Source organism: Flavobacterium macacae, assembly GCF_003865365.1.
Taxonomy (GTDB): domain Bacteria; phylum Bacteroidota; class Bacteroidia; order Flavobacteriales; family Flavobacteriaceae; genus Flavobacterium; species Flavobacterium macacae.
In genome coordinates this window covers 25,383-47,057 of sequence record NZ_RQVR01000011.1, presented here as the reverse complement: position 1 = coordinate 47,057, position 21,675 = coordinate 25,383, and the positions used below count along the sequence as shown (strand labels likewise).

General features: G+C 36.6%; 21 protein-coding genes. 10 read left to right on the top strand and 11 right to left on the bottom strand.

All coding sequences use genetic code 11. The features are described from left to right. Positions 1-68: 68 nt before the first annotated feature. Positions 69-1,952 carry a S8 family serine peptidase gene (locus EG849_RS10465; protein WP_125013036.1) on the bottom strand — a complete coding sequence of 628 codons (1,884 nt, stop codon included), beginning with the start codon at positions 1,950-1,952 and terminating at the stop codon, positions 69-71. A 166-nt stretch (positions 1,953-2,118) separates the two neighbouring features. Between EG849_RS10465 and EG849_RS10460 the strand changes: the two genes are divergently transcribed. Next, a complete protein-coding gene (locus tag EG849_RS10460) occupies positions 2,119-2,730 on the top strand; it encodes a ribonuclease HII (RefSeq protein WP_125013035.1) in 612 nt (203 codons plus the stop codon). Here EG849_RS10460 and lipB read toward each other — a convergent pair. Beyond that, the gene (gene lipB, locus EG849_RS10455; RefSeq protein ID WP_125013034.1) at positions 2,727-3,446 is read right to left on the bottom strand and encodes a lipoyl(octanoyl) transferase LipB; all 720 of its coding nucleotides are present in this window, start codon (positions 3,444-3,446) and stop codon (positions 2,727-2,729) included. The genes EG849_RS10460 and lipB overlap by 4 nt on opposite strands. A gap of 244 nt (positions 3,447-3,690) precedes the next feature. On the opposite strand from lipB, the gene EG849_RS10450 reads away from it, so the two are divergent. The 3 genes from EG849_RS10450 (at position 3,691) to EG849_RS10440 (ending at position 6,916) form a co-directional block, all read left to right on the top strand. Beyond that, positions 3,691-4,452 carry a hypothetical protein gene (locus EG849_RS10450; protein ID WP_125013033.1) on the top strand — a complete coding sequence of 254 codons (762 nt, stop codon included), beginning with the start codon at positions 3,691-3,693 and terminating at the stop codon, positions 4,450-4,452. A 311-nt stretch (positions 4,453-4,763) separates the two neighbouring features. Continuing rightward, entirely contained in the window at positions 4,764-6,461 is a 1,698-nt protein-coding gene (lysS, locus tag EG849_RS10445; protein WP_125013032.1) for a lysine--tRNA ligase, read from the top strand. 146 nt (positions 6,462-6,607) lie between these two features. Next, positions 6,608-6,916, top strand: a complete 309-nt coding sequence (locus EG849_RS10440; RefSeq protein ID WP_125013031.1) for a hypothetical protein — start codon at positions 6,608-6,610, stop codon at positions 6,914-6,916. 45 nt (positions 6,917-6,961) lie between these two features. On the opposite strand, the gene EG849_RS10435 is transcribed toward EG849_RS10440, so the two are convergent. From EG849_RS10435 to EG849_RS10420, 4 genes are all read right to left on the bottom strand, one after another. Further along, entirely contained in the window at positions 6,962-7,915 is a 954-nt protein-coding gene (locus EG849_RS10435; protein ID WP_125013030.1) for a transporter family protein, read from the bottom strand. Between the two features lie 2 nt (positions 7,916-7,917). After that, positions 7,918-8,961, bottom strand: a complete 1,044-nt coding sequence (locus EG849_RS10430) for a cytochrome-c peroxidase (RefSeq protein WP_125013029.1) — start codon at positions 8,959-8,961, stop codon at positions 7,918-7,920. A 181-nt stretch (positions 8,962-9,142) separates the two neighbouring features. Continuing rightward, positions 9,143-9,958, bottom strand: a complete 816-nt coding sequence (locus tag EG849_RS10425) for an MbnP family protein (protein WP_125013028.1) — start codon at positions 9,956-9,958, stop codon at positions 9,143-9,145. Positions 9,959-10,092: 134 nt separating this feature from the next. Continuing rightward, positions 10,093-10,512: a hypothetical protein gene (locus EG849_RS10420; RefSeq protein ID WP_233581784.1), complete on the bottom strand. Its 420-nt coding sequence runs from the start codon at positions 10,510-10,512 to the stop codon at positions 10,093-10,095. 64 nt (positions 10,513-10,576) lie between these two features. Between EG849_RS10420 and EG849_RS10415 the strand changes: the two genes are divergently transcribed. Both EG849_RS10415 and EG849_RS10410 read left to right on the top strand, forming a co-directional pair. After that, the gene (locus EG849_RS10415; RefSeq protein ID WP_125013027.1) at positions 10,577-11,068 is read left to right on the top strand and encodes a hypothetical protein; all 492 of its coding nucleotides are present in this window, start codon (positions 10,577-10,579) and stop codon (positions 11,066-11,068) included. A gap of 59 nt (positions 11,069-11,127) precedes the next feature. Further along, a complete protein-coding gene (locus tag EG849_RS10410) occupies positions 11,128-11,454 on the top strand; it encodes a hypothetical protein (protein WP_125013026.1) in 327 nt (108 codons plus the stop codon). A gap of 55 nt (positions 11,455-11,509) precedes the next feature. Here EG849_RS10410 and hemL read toward each other — a convergent pair whose 3' ends face one another. The 4 genes from hemL to EG849_RS10390 all read right to left on the bottom strand — a co-directional run bounded on the left by hemL (position 11,510) and on the right by EG849_RS10390 (position 15,161). Continuing rightward, complete coding sequence (gene hemL, locus EG849_RS10405; protein ID WP_125013025.1) at positions 11,510-12,796, bottom strand: glutamate-1-semialdehyde 2,1-aminomutase; 1,287 nt, start codon at positions 12,794-12,796, stop codon at positions 11,510-11,512. Between the two features lie 270 nt (positions 12,797-13,066). Continuing rightward, a complete protein-coding gene (locus tag EG849_RS10400) occupies positions 13,067-13,933 on the bottom strand; it encodes a glucosaminidase domain-containing protein (protein ID WP_125013024.1) in 867 nt (288 codons plus the stop codon). Next, positions 13,926-14,828: a 1-aminocyclopropane-1-carboxylate deaminase/D-cysteine desulfhydrase gene (locus EG849_RS10395; RefSeq protein ID WP_233581783.1), complete on the bottom strand. Its 903-nt coding sequence runs from the start codon at positions 14,826-14,828 to the stop codon at positions 13,926-13,928. The genes EG849_RS10400 and EG849_RS10395 overlap by 8 nt, the downstream gene beginning before the upstream one ends. Positions 14,829-14,834: 6 nt before the next feature. Next, a complete protein-coding gene (locus tag EG849_RS10390) occupies positions 14,835-15,161 on the bottom strand; it encodes a hypothetical protein (protein ID WP_125013022.1) in 327 nt (108 codons plus the stop codon). Positions 15,162-15,277: 116 nt separating this feature from the next. Between EG849_RS10390 and EG849_RS15615 the strand changes: the two genes are divergently transcribed. The 3 genes from EG849_RS15615 to EG849_RS10380 all read left to right on the top strand — a co-directional run bounded on the left by EG849_RS15615 (position 15,278) and on the right by EG849_RS10380 (position 18,305). Next, a complete protein-coding gene (locus EG849_RS15615; protein ID WP_158611940.1) occupies positions 15,278-15,454 on the top strand; it encodes a DUF5522 domain-containing protein in 177 nt (58 codons plus the stop codon). 116 nt (positions 15,455-15,570) lie between these two features. Beyond that, positions 15,571-17,553 carry a urocanate hydratase gene (locus EG849_RS10385; RefSeq protein ID WP_125013021.1) on the top strand — a complete coding sequence of 661 codons (1,983 nt, stop codon included), beginning with the start codon at positions 15,571-15,573 and terminating at the stop codon, positions 17,551-17,553. 215 nt (positions 17,554-17,768) lie between these two features. Continuing rightward, entirely contained in the window at positions 17,769-18,305 is a 537-nt protein-coding gene (locus tag EG849_RS10380) for a DUF4136 domain-containing protein (protein WP_125013020.1), read from the top strand. A gap of 270 nt (positions 18,306-18,575) precedes the next feature. Here EG849_RS10380 and EG849_RS10375 read toward each other — a convergent pair whose 3' ends face one another. Beyond that, positions 18,576-19,469: a hypothetical protein gene (locus EG849_RS10375; RefSeq protein WP_125013019.1), complete on the bottom strand. Its 894-nt coding sequence runs from the start codon at positions 19,467-19,469 to the stop codon at positions 18,576-18,578. Positions 19,470-19,799: 330 nt separating this feature from the next. Here EG849_RS10375 and EG849_RS10370 point away from each other — a divergent pair, with 330 nt between their 5' ends. After that, on the top strand, positions 19,800-21,554 hold the full coding sequence (locus tag EG849_RS10370; protein WP_125013018.1) for an aromatic amino acid hydroxylase: 1,755 nt from the start codon (positions 19,800-19,802) through the stop codon (positions 21,552-21,554). Positions 21,555-21,675: the final 121 nt, after the last annotated feature.

Here is a 21,675-nt window from a genome sequence, read left to right as displayed (position 1 = left end):
TAATTGCAACAAAAAAAGCAACATAATATTAACAAATATTATGTTGCTTTTCATACATGTAAAAAAATTTATTTTACAATCAACTTTTTCGAAATTGTTGACTCTTCATTTTTAACTGTCACAATATAAACACCTGAACCAATTGTAGCTGTTGAAATTTGATTTTCTGTCGCATTTAAAGAACCGCTTAAAACTTCTCTTCCTTGAATATCATATATTGAAAAACTCGATAGCTGATCTGAAGATTTCATAGAAATATTTAAAATATTGCTAGCAGGATTAGGCCACATTTTAAATGATTCTGACGCAAAACTATCAGTACTTAAAACCGCATCCGCATCAATACCTGTTACTATCAATGAATAATCTTGTGACGGAACACCTCCCGCTTTTGGATTTGACAATGTAGCTCCTTTATGCGTAACAGTTATAGTATAAATACCAGCCGGATTCAAAACCTCTACTTTTTCAATATTATCTACAGTATTATCTCCTTTTACAGCCGCAGCAGCTAAAGAATTACCTAATTTCCATGGAAAATTCACTACCCCGTCTTTTGTAACTCTGACGTCTAAATCATTTACCAATACTGGTGTAGTATTATTTACCGTACCGTTACTAGTTGCTCCTGCTGGATCCGTCCATGAAAGAGTTGCTATAACTGGCTCAGTACCTAATGCCAAAACATTAAAAGTATAAGATTGATTTGGCAATAAAGTAGCTTCTCTAATAACAGACTCTGTTCCTTTTCTAGAAATTGCTTCTGCCGCCTTTTTAGCGTTCATTAATCCCCATCCAAATTTACTATCTGGTCCATCAAAAGCTCCTGCTTCATCCGCTGAGTGAGCAACTAAACCTCTTACAGTTGAAGACAACATATAATCTCCCGCATTCAAATTAGAAAAATGCTGTTGCAATAATAACAAAGCACCTGTAACCCCTGGAGCAGCCATTGAAGTACCCTGCATTGGACCATAACTAATGTCAGTCTGAAAAGTAGCAGATACAACCGCCACCCCTTTTGATGAAATATCTGGCTTTACTCTATTATCATCTGTTGGACCCCAACTACTGAATCCAGCAAGAGACACAGACGAAGCCCCTGTATAGTTACTAACCTGATTTACTGCCGCTACAACAATTGTATTTTTTGCAGTCGCCATACTTGTTAAGTGATCATAATTACCATCACCATCATTTCCGGCCGCCACAACAGGCTGGTAACTAGGAGCGTTAAAGGTAAGCAAATCTACAGACCTAGAATTACCCGTATATGCTCCAAAAAAATAAGCTGGCAAACCTGCCGCAACAGGACCATAAGAATGATTTGATAGCAAAAGACCAAAAGACGCTTGTAACGTCATTTCCCCCATATCATTGTTAAAATCATTAATATAACCATATGCTTCCGAAGCAATTCCTTTAGCATTAGCATTTTGAGCACCCGCTCCAATAATTGTCCCTAAAACATGTGTTGGATGATTTTCCAGCTGAGTACCCGGACCATCTTGCGTTGTAAAACGTCCAACAAAATCCACATGAGAAGTCCTAGGATATTTCCCATCCCAAACCCCAACATACATTCCTGAACCTGTCAAGTTTAATCCTAACGAACCTCCTGGCTGTAAATGATTCGCACGTGAAGTCAACGCCGAACCGACATTATATGTACTATAATAAATTGGATTACCTTCTTCAGTTACGTCCATCAACTCAGCATAAGAACCTTCCTTAGAATAAGACAATGGCCAATTATTAATTTTCGCCAAAGATTCAGCTTTTGCTTTCTTTTCAAAAAACTCAGTTTCAAATTTAGTACTAAGCTCTTTCAAAGCATTTAGGTCATAATTCTTAATTATTCGCTCTCTCTGTTCCTTAGTTTGAGCAGTACCATAAAAAGCACCTCCAACTATAAAACTTAACATTAAAAACTTTTTAAATGTAATTTTCATAACATATATTTCTTTATAAATTTATAAATTCTTACTCCTGAATTATAAACACGCAGAGCTCAATATAATTCAAAAATAAAAATTATTTTTGCGAATATAAAAATCTTTTAGAAAAGATTGACATTATTAACACTAATATCTACGATTCTAAAAAAAATTCGGTTTTATGCTCCTACCAAATTTTTCTTCCTTATCATTTGAATGCGGCACCGACGAAGCAGGACGAGGCTGTCTTGCTGGTCCCGTTACAGCAGCAGCATTGGTTTTGCCAGAAAATTTTTTAAATGAATTGCTGAACGACTCCAAACAGCTTTCCGAAAAAAATCGAGATTTGTTGCGACCTATAATTGAAGAAAGCGCACTTTGCTATTCTGTTACACACATTGAACCCTTAATAATCGACGAAATAAACATTCTCAACGCTTCCATTCACGCGATGCAGGAATGCATTAAAAAATTAAGCCCGATACCGAATTATATTATCGTGGACGGAAACCGTTTCAAGCCCGTTGAAAACATTCCGCACAGCTGCATCATCAAAGGCGACAGCAAATACTTAAGCATTGCAGCAGCTTCTGTTTTGGCAAAAACCTACCGAGATGATTATATGAATAAAATTCACGAAGAATTTCCAATGTACAACTGGAAAAAAAATAAAGGCTACCCAACAAAAGAACATCGGGAAGCCATCCGAAAATATGGCACTACCAAATACCACAGAATGTCATTTAGGCTTTTGCCCGAACAACTCGAAATTGATTTTATCGAAAAAGCTTAAACCGTATCCGCTTTAAAAGAAACAAACTCTGATTCAAAAAGTTCGTTAAAATGTTTTAAGATTTTTTCTTTCACTTCTTCTTCGTTGACTTTTTCAACGCCAAGCTCCACATTTAAAGTCGAGACCGCTTTACCACGAATGCCACACGGAATAATATTGTCAAAATAACCCAAGTCTGAATTTACGTTCAAAGCAAAACCGTGCATCGTCACCCAACGGGAAGCACGAACCCCCATCGCACAAATTTTTCTAGCAAACGGCGTTCCCACACCAATCCAAACTCCGGTTTCGCCTTCACTTCTTATACCTATTATATGGTAGTCTGCCAAAACGCGAATAATCACTTCTTCCAGAAAACGCAAATACTTGTGAATATCCGTAAAAAAATTCTCCAAATCTAAAATTGGGTAACCCACAATCTGACCCGGACCATGATAGGTAATATCGCCACCACGATTAATTTTATAAAAAGTAGCCCCTTTTACCTCTAACTGTTTTTCGCTCAAAAGCAAATTGCTCAAATCCCCGCTTTTCCCCAAAGTATAAACGTGCGGATGTTCCACAAAAAGAAAATAATTTGGGGTTTCCAAATCCAGCTCCTCCCGCCTATTCCTGATTTTTAAATCAACAATGTCTTTAAAAAGCTGTTCCTGATATTCCCACGTTTCTTTATAATCTTTCTGGCCCAAATCCAAAAGCTGAATTTTCTTGTTCATTTTCTCGCACTTTTAAGAATTACAAAGTTACAAACTAATATTCTTAAAAACTGCAAAAGCTTTTGGAGCGAATGGCCGGAGATTTTTCAGCAGTCCATCTTCCCGCTGTCCTTCCAGCACTTTTTATTCGCAAAAAAGCGAATAAAAAGGCGCTTCCCTCACATCGGGGCTATTTAGCCATTCTTAGCTCTGATGCAGTTTGTCGATTTTGATTGTGTAGCGTTTTTTTCATATATTTAGCACTATGAAAAAATTACTTTTTTTATTCTTCTTATTTGCTGCAATAAACAATTGCAGAGCAGAATGCGCAATGAGTGTAACCTCTTATTATCCTGTAAACAGAAACAACATTAGCACAAATTCGTTTTTTATCATTCATAGTTATGGAATGAGCATATCAACTATAAATAGTTTTAAAGACCGAAAAATATTTTTAGAATCGAAAAACGGAGAATTAATCGAATTAAAACTAAAAGAAATCTTGACCGGAAAAGGTGAAAATCAAGCCGTTTTTTTTCCAATTTCAAAATTAAGCCCTAATACAAAATACCATCTTAAATACACAAACGAAACAGAGTCAGAAACACGCGAGCTTTCAAATTGGAACACTACAACGCAGCGTCGAGAAAAAATCACTTGGACAACAGGTTCAGAAACCAAAAGCCCTTTAAAAGAAGACACTACATTTCGTTTTATCAAATCAGAATCAAAAAGTTACGGCTGCGGAAACTCGTCGAATGCAATTTTTGAAACCAACGAAGCAAATGTTTCAGAAATCATCTTCAGAACTGAACTTTTAAATGTTACCACAAATAAAATTTCTACATTTTATATTTTCGCAAATCAAAAAATGCTTCAAGTCGGATATGGAATGTGTTCTGGAGGATTTGACCTAAAAGACAATTCAAATTACAAAGTGAGATTTACCGCAACAGACAGCACCGGTAAAGCAGCCAAAACATCAGACTGGAAAGCATTTAAAAGCGCAAAACAACCATTGTTTTAAACTTTAGTCTTGCAAAAGTAACATCGACACCTAGTTATCTATAATCTTGGTCCAAAAATTCACAAACACAAAAGACCTTTCTCAAATAGCCCTGATGCCGGAATTGTTTGAACTCTTACACCTGCCAGCGAAGCAGGTTTAAAGCGAGTTCCTGAAGCAGGAAAATGGTTTCCAAGAATTCACTGGCTTTTCGCTTCAAAAAAATCACAAAATAAAAGTAAAAATTTATAAATCTTCAAAACTTAACGACTTTTAAACTTTGCAACTCTGCAACTTATCGACTATCTTTGCACGCTTAAAATTAACGCACTATGCAACTTTCAGAACAAGAAATCATCAGAAGAGAAAAATTGGGCAAGTTGAGAGAACTCGGCATCAACCCTTATCCGGCAAATTTGTTTCCAGTGGACCACACTTCGAAACAGATAAAGGACACTTTTGAAGAAGGCAAGAAAGTGATTGTTGCAGGCCGTGTGATGAGCACCAGAATCCAAGGAAAAGCGTCTTTTGCCTCGTTGCAAGACAGCGAAGGTCGTGTTCAGATTTACATCAATCGTGATGAAATTTGCCCGGGTGACGATAAAGATTTGTACAACGAAGTTTTCAAAAAACTGATTGATTTAGGCGACTTTATCGGTGTGGAAGGCGAATTGTTCACGACGCAGGTTGGTGAAAAATCAGTTCGCGTGAGCAATTTTACGCTTTTGAGCAAAACATTGCGTCCCTTGCCATTGCCAAAAACAGATGCTGACGGAAACATCCACGATGGTTTTACTGACCCTGAATTGCGCTACCGCCAACGTTATGTAGATTTAGTGGTAAATCCGCAAGTGAAAGAAGTTTTTGTGAAAAGAACGAAATTGTTCAACGCCATGCGTAATTTCTTCAACACGGCAGGTTATATGGAAGTGGAAACTCCGGTTTTGCAATCTATTCCTGGCGGTGCAGCAGCGCGCCCGTTTATTACGCACCACAATTCTTTGGACATGCCTTTGTATATGAGAATTGCGAACGAATTGTATCTAAAAAGATTGATTGTTGGTGGTTTTGACGGTGTTTATGAGTTTTCAAAAAACTTCAGAAATGAAGGAATGGACCGCACGCACAATCCAGAATTTACAGCGATGGAAATTTATGTAGCCTACAAAGACTACAACTGGATGATGGAATTTACAGAAAATTTATTGGAAAATTGTGCTAATGAAGTAAACGGAACGACTGATGTGACTTTTGGCGAACACCAAGTGAGTTTCAAAGCACCGTATGCTCGTGTAACAATGACCGATGCTATCATAAAATATACTGGTTTTGACATTTCTGGAAAAACAGAACAAGAAATTTTCGAGGCCGCACGCGGCATGGGAATTACCGTTGACGCGACAATGGGGAAAGGAAAATTAATCGACGAAATCTTCGGAGAGAAATGTGAAGGAAACTTCATCCAGCCAACGTTCATCACAGATTACCCGAAAGAAATGAGTCCGCTTTGTAAAGAACACCGTGACAATCCGGAGTTAACAGAGCGTTTTGAATTGATGATTTGCGGTAAAGAAGTAGCGAATGCTTATTCTGAATTGAATGACCCGATTGACCAAAGAGAGCGTTTCGAAGCACAAATGAAACTGTCTGAAAGAGGCGATGATGAAGCAACAGGAATTATCGACAACGACTTTTTAAGAGCTTTAGAATATGGAATGCCGCCAACCTCTGGCTTAGGAATTGGTATGGACCGTTTGATTATGTTCTTGACCAACAATGCTTCGATTCAAGAAGTGCTTTTCTTCCCTCAAATGCGACCAGAGAAAAAAGCGGTAGAATTATCAGAAGAAGAAAAAGGAATTATTGAGATATTGAAAGCCAATGAAAACGCAATGAACTTAAATTCTTTAAAAGCGAACGCGGGTTTAAGCGGTAAAAAATGGGATGCCGCGATGAAAGGCCTGGCAAAACACGCTTTAGTAAAAGTAGCCGTGAACGGCGAAGAAAAAATTGCTGAATACGTGGGATAATTTATTTCCAAATTATATTCAAAACAGAAATCGAAAGGTTTCTGTTTTTTTTATTTACATTTCACTTAGTTAAAAAATAAAAAATATTTGTTATTTTAATAAAATGAAGTAGATTTGGACTTCTATAAACTACAAAAAACTAAATTATGAAAAAAATACTTGCAACCTTTGTTTTGTTTTTAGCATTTTCAATCAATGCTAATGCTCAACGCGAAGAAGCTTTAAAGGATGTTGAAGCTTTAAAAGCTGTTGTCAAAATTGACCCAGCTAAAGAACATACAATCCAATCTATTTTTTATAGTAAACATAAATTTTTATTGCAAAGCAATCTTTCTGAAGATATGAAAAATGATAAATTCAAGGATACAGAAAAAAAACTTGAAGCAGCTTTGCAACCAAGCGAATTTGAAAAACTTAAAGCAAACGCAGAATTATACAAAAGACTGACGCGCTAAATAATAAAGAAGGGAACTCAATCGAGTTCCCTTTTTTTATTTGTTTTACAGCGAATAATTTAAATTTACTGACCATCGATAATTGGCTTCCACTCTTCCGCCCGTTAAATTCTGACTGATCGGAAGCATTGCATTTACTCCGAAAGAAAAACGATCTTTTCCGGCTTCGACACCTACTTTTCCAAAAAGAATATCGCCTTTTGTGTCCCGAATATCTTCGCCATAAATTTTATTGGTAGCATAAGTTTCTCCAGCAATTCCAGCTTGTGGCACGATTTTAAAACTTTCTTTTTCAAACTCATAAAAAACCGCTGTTCCATAAGAAAGTTGGTTTCCAAATTGATAATGATCTTGATTCTCCGTTTTAAAAGTATAATTCAGCATAGAATTCAAACCGATATTTTTTCTTTTAATTGTGTGTTCCACTGCCAAAATATAATCCCAGCTTCCGGTTCCTACTTGAAAACTTGGATTTACGCTTCCTTTATTTTCAGTGTCATATTTTCCGGTAGGCGCTTTCAATCCCCCGCCAAGTTGCAATTGATTGGTAAAAACAGCCGAATCTTTTTTGGTTTGATAAATCGTATAAAAACCTAAAACGGTAATATCTCCCAAACCATCAATATTTTGTTTTCCGGTAGAAAGTTTGCGGTTGTGAAAATGGTATGGAACCAATGCTGAAACTTGGATTTTCTCGGTAATCGGAATTCTTGCCCAAACTTGAACTGTATTAAAATTTTCATCAATCCACGGCGAATTATTAAAAAGACCGTCCCGGCTCGAATAGCTTTGGTTCATATACCGGATTCCAACAAAATTTTGATTTAAAATCGAATTAAAACCCATGCCACCGCCACTTGCCGAACAGCCACAAGCGTCACAATCGTATTTAAATAAAAAGCGTTCATAGGATTTAAAACTATTTTGAATCGTGTCTTCGACTGTTTTTGCGCCTGAAAATTGGGTTACAAAAAGCAATAGTAAAATGTATTTTTTCATAATTATGTCTGAAAATAAAATAACGGATTATTGATATATTCTTGATCCGTCAAAGTTTTTAAAAAGGCGATTATTGCTTCTTTTTCGGAAGCTGAAATTGGAATTCCCAAAACTCCATTTTGATTTAAAATTGGGTCTAATGTTTCCGAATGTGAAACTCCGCTGGCATAAAAATTTAAAACCGATTGAAGCGAGCCAAATCTTCCGTCGTGCATATAAGGCGCGGTTAATTCGACATTTCTTAAACTTGGAACTTTAAACTTATAACGATCCGTTTCAAAACCGGTCACTACTTCCCTACCCAAATCATTCAAAAAAGGATTGGCGGGCAAACCATTATTTTTAAACGAATTATCGGCAAACAAATCAGTAGCATGGCACGAAGCACATTTGCTTTGGAACAAATTCAAGCCTTGTAATTCTTGCGAATTTAAATTTCCTCCAGATTCATTTCTCACGTATTTATCATAGCGTGAATTGCTGGAAACCATCATTGTCATAAATTGCCCTAATGCTTTCAGCGTATTTCCAGTAGTGATTTCTCTGTTTTCAAATGCTTGTGCAAAAAGTTTTACATAAGTTGGATCTTGCTTTAATTTCTGAACAATATTTGGCAACGTTTCGTCCATTTCAACTGCATTGTGAATGGGAACAATGGAAATCATTTCAAGCGAATTGGAAGCTCCGTCATAAAAATAATCACTCTGGAATGCTAAATTTTGAATGGCCGGCGTATTTCTGTTTCCGATCAAATTATCAATCCCGTGGCTAAAATCATGGCCGTGATGCGTGAATGCAGAAGATTGTTCGTGACAAAAAGCACAGGAAATGGTTCCGTCGCGTGATAATCTGCCGTCATAAAATAATTTCCTGCCAAGTTCAAAACCTTTTTTGGTGGGATAATTCAGGGAAATATCTTGTGCCAGATCAGGAAAATTATCGGGAATATTAAATTCTAAATTTTCGTTTATTTCTATGTAGTCGCTGTCATCATTTTGGCACGAAAAAAGCACAGAAAGGATACTGAAAAAGAATATTTTTTTCATAAAGTATGCGCGTTTTGTGAGTTACTGCCCCAGATGGAAGCGGAAACCCCGGAGCTCAAAAAGCTATTTTTTCCTGGCTCAAAAAAGCGACCGAAGGAAGCTCTTTTTGTGGCGTAGAAAAAATGCTTTTTGAGCGAGGAGTTATAGCAAACAGCTGGATTAGGCTCTAATAAAAATGATATTAATGTTCTGCTCCGCCTGCGTGAACGTGATCCACAACAAACATGGAAGTCGTATTGCCCGCGATGGTCATCAGTTTTTCGCCACCCATGACACTTGCTGAAGTCCCGGCCAGATTCATGGCTTCAGAAAGCTTGATTTTTGAGTTTCCGTCCAAGATTTTATTGGCGTCTGCGATGAAGTGAACGCTTGGAGATTCGTTGGTTCTCACGCGTGCTGTGTTTGGCAAAGTAACCGTAATTTCTCTGTAATTATCAGTCGCCGTGTTGCTTCCTTGATGTACTTGAAACGTTTTTTCACCTGTTAAAGTTGGTGCTGTAAAAGTTCCTTCAAAATTGATAAAACGGTAACCTGTTGACCACGTCCAAGTCATATTGTTGGCGTCTGCCAAGTCCCAGAAACTTTGCTGTGCGGTTTCACCCTGAAGGTAACGTTGCTGGTCTACGCCTAGGCCAAATCTGATTTTTGTGTATTTCCCAGCAGGAATATTTTCAAGATTTATAGTGTTTAACTGTGCCTCTTCGCTGATGATGAAATACGAACTTTCTTTGTCATAAACGACTTCAGTTCCGTCTTCTTTAATTAATACAAAATTGCTGACGATGTAATTAAATCGGTTGATTTTTAGTGTTTCGTTATTAGAATTTGTATAAGTTGAAGCGCCTAAAATCAGGTTATCTCCGTTTACAGAATTGTCAAAATAAAGCTCCATTTCGCCGTTTCCAGAAGCCATTTGCGAATCGTCATCGCTGGAACAAGAAGTCAAAAAAGTAAGTAGCGCTAAAGTAGCGACCTTGTTTTTTATAGAAAATATCATTTTTTTATTTTTTAAAATAGTTTCGCAATAAATTGATTTCAAAGTGATTGTACTTTAAAATAAATATTTTGCATAGAAAATTAGGAATGTTTTCAATTTGCATTGAATCATTCGATTGGTTTCAAAAAAGTATTTTAAGAAATAAAAGCAGGCGGGTGAAAAATAGCATGACAATTTAAATGAGAATATAAATTGCTATAAACAGAACTATTTGGAGTGATTAAAACCGTAGCATTTGGGATAATTGGGAACGAATTTAGTTCCTCCAAAAACAAAACTTCCACTTGAGCTTGGTGATTTTTCTTATCGGAAGAAGAGGGCTTTTCATCTTCAGAAGCTTTTGCCAGCTCTTTCATCAGGTGGCATTTTCCGTTACACTGAAGTTCTGGCTTTTCTTTGTTGATACAAAGCACTTCAGAAATATATTGATAATCTAAAACATACTGAAACACCGGAACGATTGGTTTTACCAACATAATAAACGATAGTATGAACAGATATTTTTTCACGGTGCAAAGGTAAGTGACAATCATAAATAAAACTAAAATTTTCATCAGAATTAAACCTTTCTCTTTTTTGACGGTCTTAACTGCAAACAAAAAAATTAAAAAGAAGATTATGAAAAAAATGTTTATGATTGCAATTATGATGATCGGATTTTCATCTTTTGCACAAGAAAAAAAGATTAGCGAAAACAGACCACAACGTTCTGAAAGAGGCGACGTTCCTCAGATGGAAAAATTTACGCCAGAGCAAAGAAAACAATTACAGTTAAAAAAAATGACTTTGGCATTAGATTTGAATACTTCTCAACAGAAGGAAATGGAAAAAATTATTTCAGAAGAATCTGCGAAAAGAGAAGCAAAAATGGCAGAGAGAAAAGCGTCGAAAGAAACTAAAAAACAATTGACATCTGACGAACGTTTTGCTCTTCAAAATAAAAATCTCGACGAACAGATTGCCATGAAAGCCCGAGTGAAAAAGATTTTAAATGCTGAACAATTTGAAAAATGGGAAAAAATGAAATTGCAAAAACATCACAGAGGCGATAAAAAGAAATTTCACAAAAAGAAGTTTAATGGTGAAAAAGGCTTGATTGACAAAAAATAATTTTGAAGTATTGTTAAAATGATTTAGATTTGACATTCTATAAACTAAACCAAACTATCATGAAAAAAATATTTGCTCTTTTGACTTTGTTTTTTGCTTTTACTATGAATGTTTCAGCACAAGATAAGGGAAATGTAAATGAACTTGCAAAAGCAGACATTGCTTTACTTGGTAAAACAGTGAAATTAACGGCACAAGATCAGACGAATCTTACGGCACTTTTTGCAAAAAAGCATGAAGTTTTATCAACTCCGAATCTTTCAGAAGAAAGAAAAAAAGTGGTAATAAAATCAATTGACGCAAAACTGAGAGCTACTTTATCTTCTGAAAACATGGCTAAAGTGGATGCAAATCCAGAATTATTAAAACAATTGACGCAACATTAAAAGTAAATTTTAATACAAATAAAAAAGGCTTTCCGATTGGAAAGCCTTTTTTATTTTACAACTGCTTTGCTATTTTGTCCACAGCATTTATGGTAAAATCTAAATCTTCATAAGTCAATGCATCGGTGATGAACCATGTCTCATAAGCCGATGGCGCGATATATATTCCTTCTTGCAATAATCCATGAAAGAATTTTTTGAAGGTTTCATTATCGCCTCTTGAAGCTGATTGAAAATCAGTTACTGGCGCTTCATCAAAATGTACCGAAATCATTGAACCAACGCGATTTATGGTAAACTTCACCTTGTTAGCGGTTAGTTTTTCTGCAATTCCTTTTTCAAGATACGCTGTTTTTTGCTCTAATCTTTCAAAAATCTGAGCGTCAGCATTTAAAGCTTTCAGCATTTCAAGTCCGGCAGCCATCGCTAATGGGTTTCCAGATAAAGTTCCGGCTTGATAAACCGGGCCAAGCGGTGCCAGATAATTCATAATCTCATTTCTTGCTGCAAAAGCTCCGACTGGCAGGCCACCACCGATTACTTTTCCGAAAGTCACGATGTCGGCCTTGATATTAAACAATTCTTGAGCACCGCCTTTTGCAAGGCGAAATCCGGTCATCACCTCATCAAAGATGAACAAAGTTCCGCTTTCATCGCAAAGCGTCCGTATTGCCTCTAAAAAACCTTTACTTGGCGGAATACATCCCATGTTTCCTGCCACCGGTTCGATAATAATGGCTGCAATTTCATTTTTATTGGCTTCAAATACTGCTTTTACATTTTCGATATCGTTGTATTTTGCAAGCAATGTATCTTTTGCGGTTCCTTGTGTCACTCCTGGGCTGTTTGGCGCACCAAAGGTGATAGCTCCACTACCCGCTTGGATCAAAAACGAATCGGAATGGCCGTGGTAGCAACCTGCAAATTTGATAATCTTATCTCTTTTTGTAAATCCTCTTGCCAAACGAATGGCGCTCATGCACGCTTCTGTTCCGGAGTTAACGAAACGAATTTTATCAATATTTGGAACCATTGAAACCGCCAATGCTGCAATTTCAGTTTCTAAAGCGGTGGGCATTCCGAAGGAAGTTCCCAATTTGGCCCTCTCGATTACGGCATCAACCACCGGTTCAAAAGCGTGGCCTAAAATCATCGGGCCCCAAGAATTGATATAATCGATTAATTTGTTTCCGTCTTCGTCAAAAAGATACGCTCCTTTGGCCGATTTGACAAATATTGGTGTTCCTCCAACGGCTTTAAATGCACGAACTGGTGAGTTTACGCCGCCTGGAATTACTTTTTCAGCTTCGGCAAAAAGCTGACTGCTTCTTTGATATAACATAGTTTTTATTTTTGAAGGTGCAAAGGCGCAAAGTTACAAAGTTGAATGCTTTTGCGATAGTGTTTTGCAGATTAGTTTGGAGAGACGAAGATTCCAAAAATTAAAATACTTTCTCCCATAGCCCCGATTGGCGGCAGCAGCTTTTTTTTCCGGATTTTTCTCCGGAGAAAAACTACTGCAGAAAGCGGGAAAAGGGACAGCTGAAAATGCCGGAGCTTTCGCTTCTGCAAAAAAAAAGCCTAATCGAATTGGAACAATTAGGCTGTATGCTTATTTTATTTTGATGGATTGCCCTATGGAAATGGCATTGTCTGACATGTCGTTTAATCTTCTTAATTCGTCAACGGTGGTGCCAAAACGTTTTGAGATGGAATACAAAGTATCTCCTTTTGTTACTTCGTAATAGCCTTCGCCTGAATTTTTAGGTGGTTTTGGTTTTGAAGCAACCGGTTGGTTTCTTGTAAAGGGCGTAAAATCTTTTCCGAGAACCTCAGCGTCATATTGGTGCAAATTGTAACGTTCAATATAACTGATCAACTTGTCCGGATATTTGGGGTCGGTAGCATAACCTGCGGCTTTTAGTCCTTTTGCCCAAGCTTCATAATCGCCTTTTTCAAGTTTAAAAAGACTGGCATAACGGCTTCTTCCTGTTAAAAACTCAGCATGATCGCGATACGATTCTGCCGGGTCTTTGTATTTTCTGAAACATTCTTGAGCGGCGTCGTCATCGTGGCGAACGCTTTCTCCGGTCCAACCCGTGTGGCATTTGATACCGAAATGATTGTTTGAATTTTTACTTAAAGTTCCCGCACCAGCACCCGATTCTAAGATGCCTTGCGCCAAAATGATACTGGCCGGAATGCCGTATTCTTTCATATTTGACTTTGCAATGTCTTTAAATTGACCTACATAATTATTCACCACATCGCTATACACTACCGTTCTTGAAGTAGACTCGATCACCTCGGTATTTCTATTTGATGCCGAAGCTGAAGAAGTAGTTCTTGTTGCCGTTGGTTTCTTTGTTACAACTGTCCTCTTTGGTTTATAAGCTGTTTTTTTTGATTTTGATGACTTCGAAGAACCGCAACTTACTAAGGTTGCAATTGCCAAAAGAAATAAGACTTTTTTAAACATTTGTGATTATTTTGGGTAATTGTTTTTTCTCTAATAATTGATTCATTCCTTGAATTCCCTGCAGTCCGCCGGTGTGAATGAGCAAAATTTTTGAATGGGATGGAAAATAATTCTTATCGATCAAATCGTAAATTCCAAAGACCATCTTGCTTGTATAAACGGGGTCTAGCGGGATTTTATTACTTTCGCTGAAATTATTTATGAAATTTACCAGCTCCAGATTTATTTTTCCATAACCTCCAAAATGGTAATCTTTAATCAGTTGCCAATTATCGGTTTTTGCAAACATACAAATTTCTTCTCGCAAGAAGTCACCTTTTAACGCTGGAAATCCCAAAACTTTTTGATGTGGCAAGGCCGAATTAATCAATCCAGAAATGGTACCGCCGGTTCCAACCGCACAACAGATGTAATCAAACTGCGAATCTTTATGGTTTAAAATCTCCTTACAACCTTTGACGGCAAGTTCGTTGGTGCCCCCTTCTGGAATCAAATAAAAGTCTGCGAATTTCTGTTTTAATTTTTCTAAAAATTCAGGATTTTCTTTATTGGAATAATCGCTTCTGGAAACAAATTCAAACTGCATTCCGTTTTCTTGTGCGAATTTCAGTGTAGGATTTTCTAAGATTTTTTCTCGTAGCTCCTCACCACGAATGATTCCGATTGTCTTGAAATTATGTTCTTTTCCAGCAAAAGCGACAGAAGCTATATGGTTTGAAAAAGCACCTCCAAAAGTCAGTAAGGTTTTGTGATTTTCTTCTTTTGCTTGAAGCAAATTGTATTTTAATTTTCTGAATTTGTTTCCAGAAACAAAGGGATGAATCAAGTCTTCACGGCGAATGGCGACAGTTATTCCGTTTTTTTGAACGGGAAGATAGTGTGTAGGGATTTCCAAAATATTTTAAATGTATTTTCTAAATTTCCAAAAGGAACGCGTTTTTAAGTAATCTAAATTGCTTTCGTTTTGATAGGATTCTCTTTCAAAACTGATATTTCTGTAGGCTTTGTTTCGATCTTTAAATTGAAGCAACCGAATCAAATATTCTAAAAAATAAAGCAAGAAAAACGGCAAAATCAAAAGCTCTAACTGCTGGCGAATGTGGATTTTTTCGTGGTTTAAAAGCACTTTATTTTCTTTGTCTAAAAAATCCCGAAGAATTACAAAAGGAAAAAGCGTCAGTCCGCGAAAACCTTTTGGAATTAAATATTTGGAAACGATTAGAAACATTAATTATAAAGTTTATATTTTTTTCTCTGAGTTTTTATTTTTGCCCAAGGAAAGAAGAACCTCGGATAAATTTAATTATTTTTGGGAAAATTAAATTTATCTGAAGTTTGTCTACTATGAATGAGCAAAATAATGAAAATAAATTAAAAGAAGGCGAAGATTTTTATTATACTCCCGAAGGATACAAATGCTTTACCGAAAAACACCATTTGAAACGCGGTTATTGCTGTAAAAGTGGCTGTCGCCATTGTCCGTACGGATTTGATAAAAAAACCGGAACGAATAAAAAATAAGCGAACTTATCAATTAGATAATTCGAAAATGAGATAATTTAGACCAACAAACTTTAAAATATAATGAATTTCAGACTTCGCAACTTAGCGACTCTGAAACTTAGCAACTTTAAAAAATGACTTTCAAAGAACAAATACAACAAGGAATTCCCACAATTCTGCCAGAACCAAAACCCTACGAAACAAATATAAATCACGCTCCGAAGCGAAAAGAAATTCTTTCTGACGATGAGAAAAAATTAGCTTTAAGAAATGCGTTGCGTTATTTTGAACCGAAAGACCATGCGGTTTTGATACAAGAATTTCTAGAAGAATTAAATACCTACGGAAGAATTTATATGTACCGTCTTCGTCCGGATTATAAGATGTATGCACGTCCTATTGAAGAATATCCTGGAAAATCAGAACAGGCAAAAGCAATTATGCTGATGATCCAAAATAATTTGGATTATGCAGTCGCACAACATCCGCACGAGTTAATAACCTATGGAGGAAACGGTGCAGTTTTTTCAAACTGGGCCCAGTATTTATTGACGATGAAATACCTTTCTGAAATGACTGACGAGCAGACTCTGACGATGTATTCGGGCCATCCGATGGGGTTATTTCCTTCGCATAAAGAAGCACCAAGAGTTGTGGTAACGAACGGAATGGTGATCCCGAACTATTCAAAACCGGATGATTGGGAAAAATTCAATGCTTTGGGAGTTTCGCAATACGGACAAATGACGGCGGGAAGTTATATGTATATCGGTCCGCAAGGAATCGTGCACGGAACCACGATTACCGTTTTAAACGGATTTAGAAAAATAAAAAAATCCCCTTCTGGTGGATTATTTGTGACTTCTGGTTTAGGAGGAATGTCTGGTGCACAGCCAAAAGCTGGAAACATTGCCGGATGCGTGACCGTCTGTGCCGAAGTAAATCCAAAAATTACCAAGATCCGCCATTCTCAAGGCTGGGTGAATGAAATTGTTTCAAATATTGAAGATTTGGTTCCAAGGGTCAAAAAAGCATTAGAAAATAAAGAAGTGATTTCGATTGCGTATCTAGGAAATGTGGTCGATGTTTGGGAACGTTTTGACCAAGAAAACCTGCATATTGATTTGGGTTCCGACCAAACTTCGCTTCACAATCCGTGGGCTGGTGGCTATTATCCGACTGGATATTCTTTTGAGGAATCGAACGAAATGATGGCGAATAATCCTGAAAAATTTAAAACTGAAGTTCAAAAAACATTACGCCGTCACGCCGATGCAATTAACAAACATACCGCAAAAGGAACGTATTTCTTTGATTATGGCAATGCTTTTTTATTAGAAGCTTCTCGTGCGGGAGCCGATGTTTTTGCACCAAACGGAATTGATTTCAAGTATCCGAGTTATGTGCAAGATATAATGGGACCCATGTGTTTTGACTATGGTTTTGGGCCTTTTCGATGGGTTTGTGCTTCTGGAAAACCTGAAGATTTAGCTAAAACGGATGCGATTGCTTCAGCTGTTTTAGAAGAATTAGCCAAAACCTCTCCGCCAGAAATCCAACAGCAAATGCAGGATAATATCCAATGGATCAAAGGCGCTCAAGAAAATAAATTGGTTGTCGGCTCGCAAGCCCGAATTTTATACGCGGATGCGGAAGGAAGAATCAAAATCGCCGAAGCATTCAATCAAGCGATTGCCAAAGGCGAAATTGGATATGTGATTTTAGGGCGTGATCACCACGATGTTTCGGGAACAGATTCACCTTACCGTGAAACTTCAAACATTTACGACGGGTCAAAATTTACCGCTGATATGGCTATTCAAAACGTGATTGGCGACAGTTTCAGAGGCGCTACTTGGGTTTCCATTCACAATGGCGGTGGGGTTGGTTGGGGCGAGGTTATTAACGGTGGCTTTGGCATGGTTCTTGATGGCTCTGAAGAGGCCTCAAGACGCTTACAATCAATGCTTTTCTGGGATGTGAACAACGGAATTTCAAGAAGAAGCTGGGCGAGAAACGACGAAGCTATTTTTGCAATAAAAAGAGCCATGGAAACGCAACCTTTATTAAAAGTTACCATCCCTAATAAAGTGGACGATGCGCTTTTGAATTTTTAATATTTCTTTCAAGTATGTCAAAATTTAACAGTATATCATTCCTAATTATTGGACTTAGCTTTTTTATTTTAGGTCTTTTTTCAGAACATCTTTATTTAAAACTGGCTCTGCTTTTTATAGCCGCGGTGTTTAATATTATCGGTGCTGTGAAAAGCTTTAAAGACAAGAAAAACAAGCGCTTTTAATATTAGCTTATTACTTTTAAAAAATTCATTATGAAAACTATTCAAATTTTACCTGTGTTTTTACTCCTTGTTTTGACCTCTTGTTCATCAGTGAGAGTAGCTTCTGATTATGATAAAAATGCTGATTTTAATCAATACAAAACCTATGCTTTTTTTAAGTCTGGCATTGACAAAGTGGAGATTTCTGATTTAGATAAAAGAAGAATTTTAACTGCAATTGATACCGAGTTGGCTTCAAAAGGATTTACCAAAAGTGAAAATCCTGATTTATTAATCAATATTTTCACCAAATCAAGACAGCAAGTTGACGTGAACCAATTTAACGCCGGATGGGGTTATGGCTGGGGATGGGGTTGGAATCCATACATTTGGGGCGGACGAAGCACATCTGTGTCTACATCAACACAAGGAATGCTCTACATTGATTTAATTGATGCCAAAAAGAAAGAATTGATTTGGCAAGGGGAAGGTATTGGTATTCTGAATCAAAACATCGACAAAAAAGACGAGCGAATTCAGGAATTTGTTCAAAAAATATTGGCAAAATATCCGCCAGAGAAAAAATAATTTTCACGAACTTATCTTAAAAAAGCCACAACTTTACTTTTGTGGCTTTTTTTATTTACGTAATATAATTTAGAGACTTTATGCTTAGTTAATTTATGTAAAAACAGCTCATTTATTTTTAAGCAAGTGTAAACCAATGTTCTTTTAAAAAAAAAACTAATTTATATGAATCATTCTACTACTTTAATTATAATTTTAGTGGTTTTGAATATAAAATCAAAAAAAAAGCTGTCCGAAGACAGCTTTTTATTCTCAAATTAAAGTAATAAACTATTTTTTACCTACAATTGATTTTCCTTTTGCCAAAGCTTCAGCTTTAGTTGTTTTTACAATTTTAGCATTTTTCCCAACAGCTAATTTTCCTGTAGCAGTTTCATCAGAAAATCCGAAATCTCCTTCAAAATCCCCACTGATTACTGTTCCGTCATTTAATGTTGAAGCGTAATTAAATGACCAGTTTTGAACAGTTGAAGTTGCTGTAATTGCTGTTAAATTAAAGTTTACTGTATTTACATCTGTAAATAAAGCATAATCTTCGCTATTAAGAATCAATTCAACATCAAATATGTTGTTTACTGCAGTTTCAACACCTTTTGTATAAGTTGTAATAGTTGGCAATTCTAAAGTTGTTGTACTTACTTGAGCAGATGTGATATAAATAAATACGTCATTTGGATAAGTAGCAGCAGCACCCGTTCCAACTTGATTATAAGCATTTACAGCCCAGTAATTGATATTACCTTCAGTGCCTAAATAGTACAAAATCGATTTATCGGTAACATAATTAACACCATCGACAACAATTGAATTGTCAGCTTCAACAATAGCTGGCGCAGTAACTGTAACAGTTACCGGAGCACTTTCTAAAGTACCATTTTGAGCTTTTACTGTAAAAGTACCCGCTTCAGTTGAAGTAAATACATTGCTTTCAATAGCAACATTATTTACAAGAAATGTGGATGTAGAAGTTACATCAGCAGCTAAATCATCTGTAACTGTAAATGTAAATGCACCACCTACTTCAACGGTTTCAACATCTGAAGTCAGAACGATTGATGTAGCAACAGGAGCTACTGGTGTAGTTGTTCCATTATCATCGTCGCTATTACAAGATGTAACGAAAGTTGTTCCAGCTACTGCTAGAAAGAAAAAAACTTTTTTCATAATAAATTTATGTTTGGTTAATAAGCTGTAAAAATAAACTTTCAATATGGAGCATCCAATTCTTTAACAAATCAATCTAAACACATTTAAAAGGTTAAAAAACAACAACAATAATTATTATTTTAAAAAAAAAGAACACAAACAACAATATAAAACACAATAAAATGAGAATGTAAAATTTAAAAAAAATATCAAATGAAAATTCATACAAATTTTATGTTATTTGTGATTTTTTTACCATTTATTAATAATTTAGTAAGATTGAATTTCTTATTTCTCAAAAAAAATAAAAAGCGTACTTTTACAAAAGTCAAATTTAATTGATAAAACATGAGCACAATTGAAAGCAACCCACTAATTGACAGGCTTCCTGAACACTTAAGGCAATTTATAAAACCTCAAGACTATACAGATTACACTCCGATAAACCAGGCAGTCTGGCGTTATGTGATGCGAAAAAACGTGGATTATCTTTCAAAAGTGGCCCATAATTCTTATTTGGACGGATTAAAGAAAACTGGCCTTGAAATTGAAAACATTCCAAATATGTATGGAATGAACCGAATCTTGAAAGAAATCGGCTGGGCTGCCGTAGCCGTTGACGGATTTATTCCGCCCAATGCTTTTATGGAATTCCAAGCTTACAATGTCTTGGTAATTGCTTCCGACATTAGACAATTAGAACATATTGAATATACTCCAGCTCCAGATATCATTCACGAAGGTGCCGGCCACGCTCCTATTATTGCCAATCCAGAATATGCTGAATATTTAAGACGCTTTGGCGAAATTGGCTGCAAAGCGATTTCTTCCGCACACGATTATGAAATGTATGAAGCGGTTCGTTTGCTTTCTATTTTAAAGGAAGCCGAAGGAACGCCTCAGGACCAAATTGATGCTATCGAGAAAAAAGTTGATGATCTGCAAAACAATATGGGCGAATTATCTGAAATGGCTTTAATCCGAAACCTGCATTGGTGGACTGTGGAATATGGCTTGATTGGAGACATCAACAACCCAAAAATTTATGGCGCCGGATTGCTTTCCTCTATTGGCGAAAGCGCTTGGTGCATGACCGATAACGTAAAGAAAATTCCTTATAACATTGAAGCCGCGTATCAAAGTTTTGACATTACCAAACCGCAGCCGCAACTTTTTGTTACGCCAGATTTTGCCCAGTTAAGTTCTGTTTTAGAAGAATTTGCAAACACCATGGCACTTCGAACCGGCGGATTATCTGGATTGGAAAAACTCAAAAATTCAAATGCTTTAGGAACTATCGAATTAAGCACGGGAATCCAAATTTCAGGCGTATTAACTAACGTTATTGAAAACGAAGGAAAACCAGTTTACATCCAAACCATCGGAAAAACGGCTTTGTCTTACAGAGAAAAAGAATTAGTCGGACACGCGACTTCCTACCACGCAGAAGGTTTTGGAAGCCCAATTGGAAAACTAAAAGGAATCAATTTGGCCATTGAAGACATGAGCCCGAGAGATTTGCAAGCCTATGCTATTTACGAAGGCGAACGCGTGACTTTAGAATTCCAAGGCGACATTACTGTCAGCGGTGAAATCATCACAGGAACTAGAAATATTCAAGGAAAAATCATTTTGATTAGCTTTAAAGATTGCACGGTTACGCACAACGACACCGTTTTGTTCCAGCCTGATTGGGGAATTTATGATATGGCTGTTGGAAAAAAAGTAGTTTCTGCTTTTTCTGGCCCGGCTGATGTGAGCAGTTTTGACTTGATCAATCACGTTCCATCAAGTACAACGATTAAGGCGAAAAAAAGCACCGAAAGAGAAGAATTAGAACGTCTTTATTTAAATATCAGAAACATTCGCGAAGGAAAATCGCCGTTTATGTCGATTGAAAAAACATTCGAAAACTTGAAAGAAAACCATCCGAAAGATTGGCTTTTGGCTGTGGAAATCGCAGAACTTTTAGACAAAGAAAACGAAACCGAATTCCTTCAAAAAGTTATTCTATACTTAGAAAAACAAAAACAAAACCGTCCAGAAGTGGCCCACCTGATTTCTGGCGGATTAGAATTGATTTTCGAAAACGAAAGCGTTTAAAAACAACCTCAGTTTCGCGATTAAAAAAGTAATTTAATTTAAATAAAAAACCGCAGACTCACCGATTGATGTAATCTTTGAATCTGCGGTTTTCTTTTTTTGTGCTTCTTGCTTCTTTTCG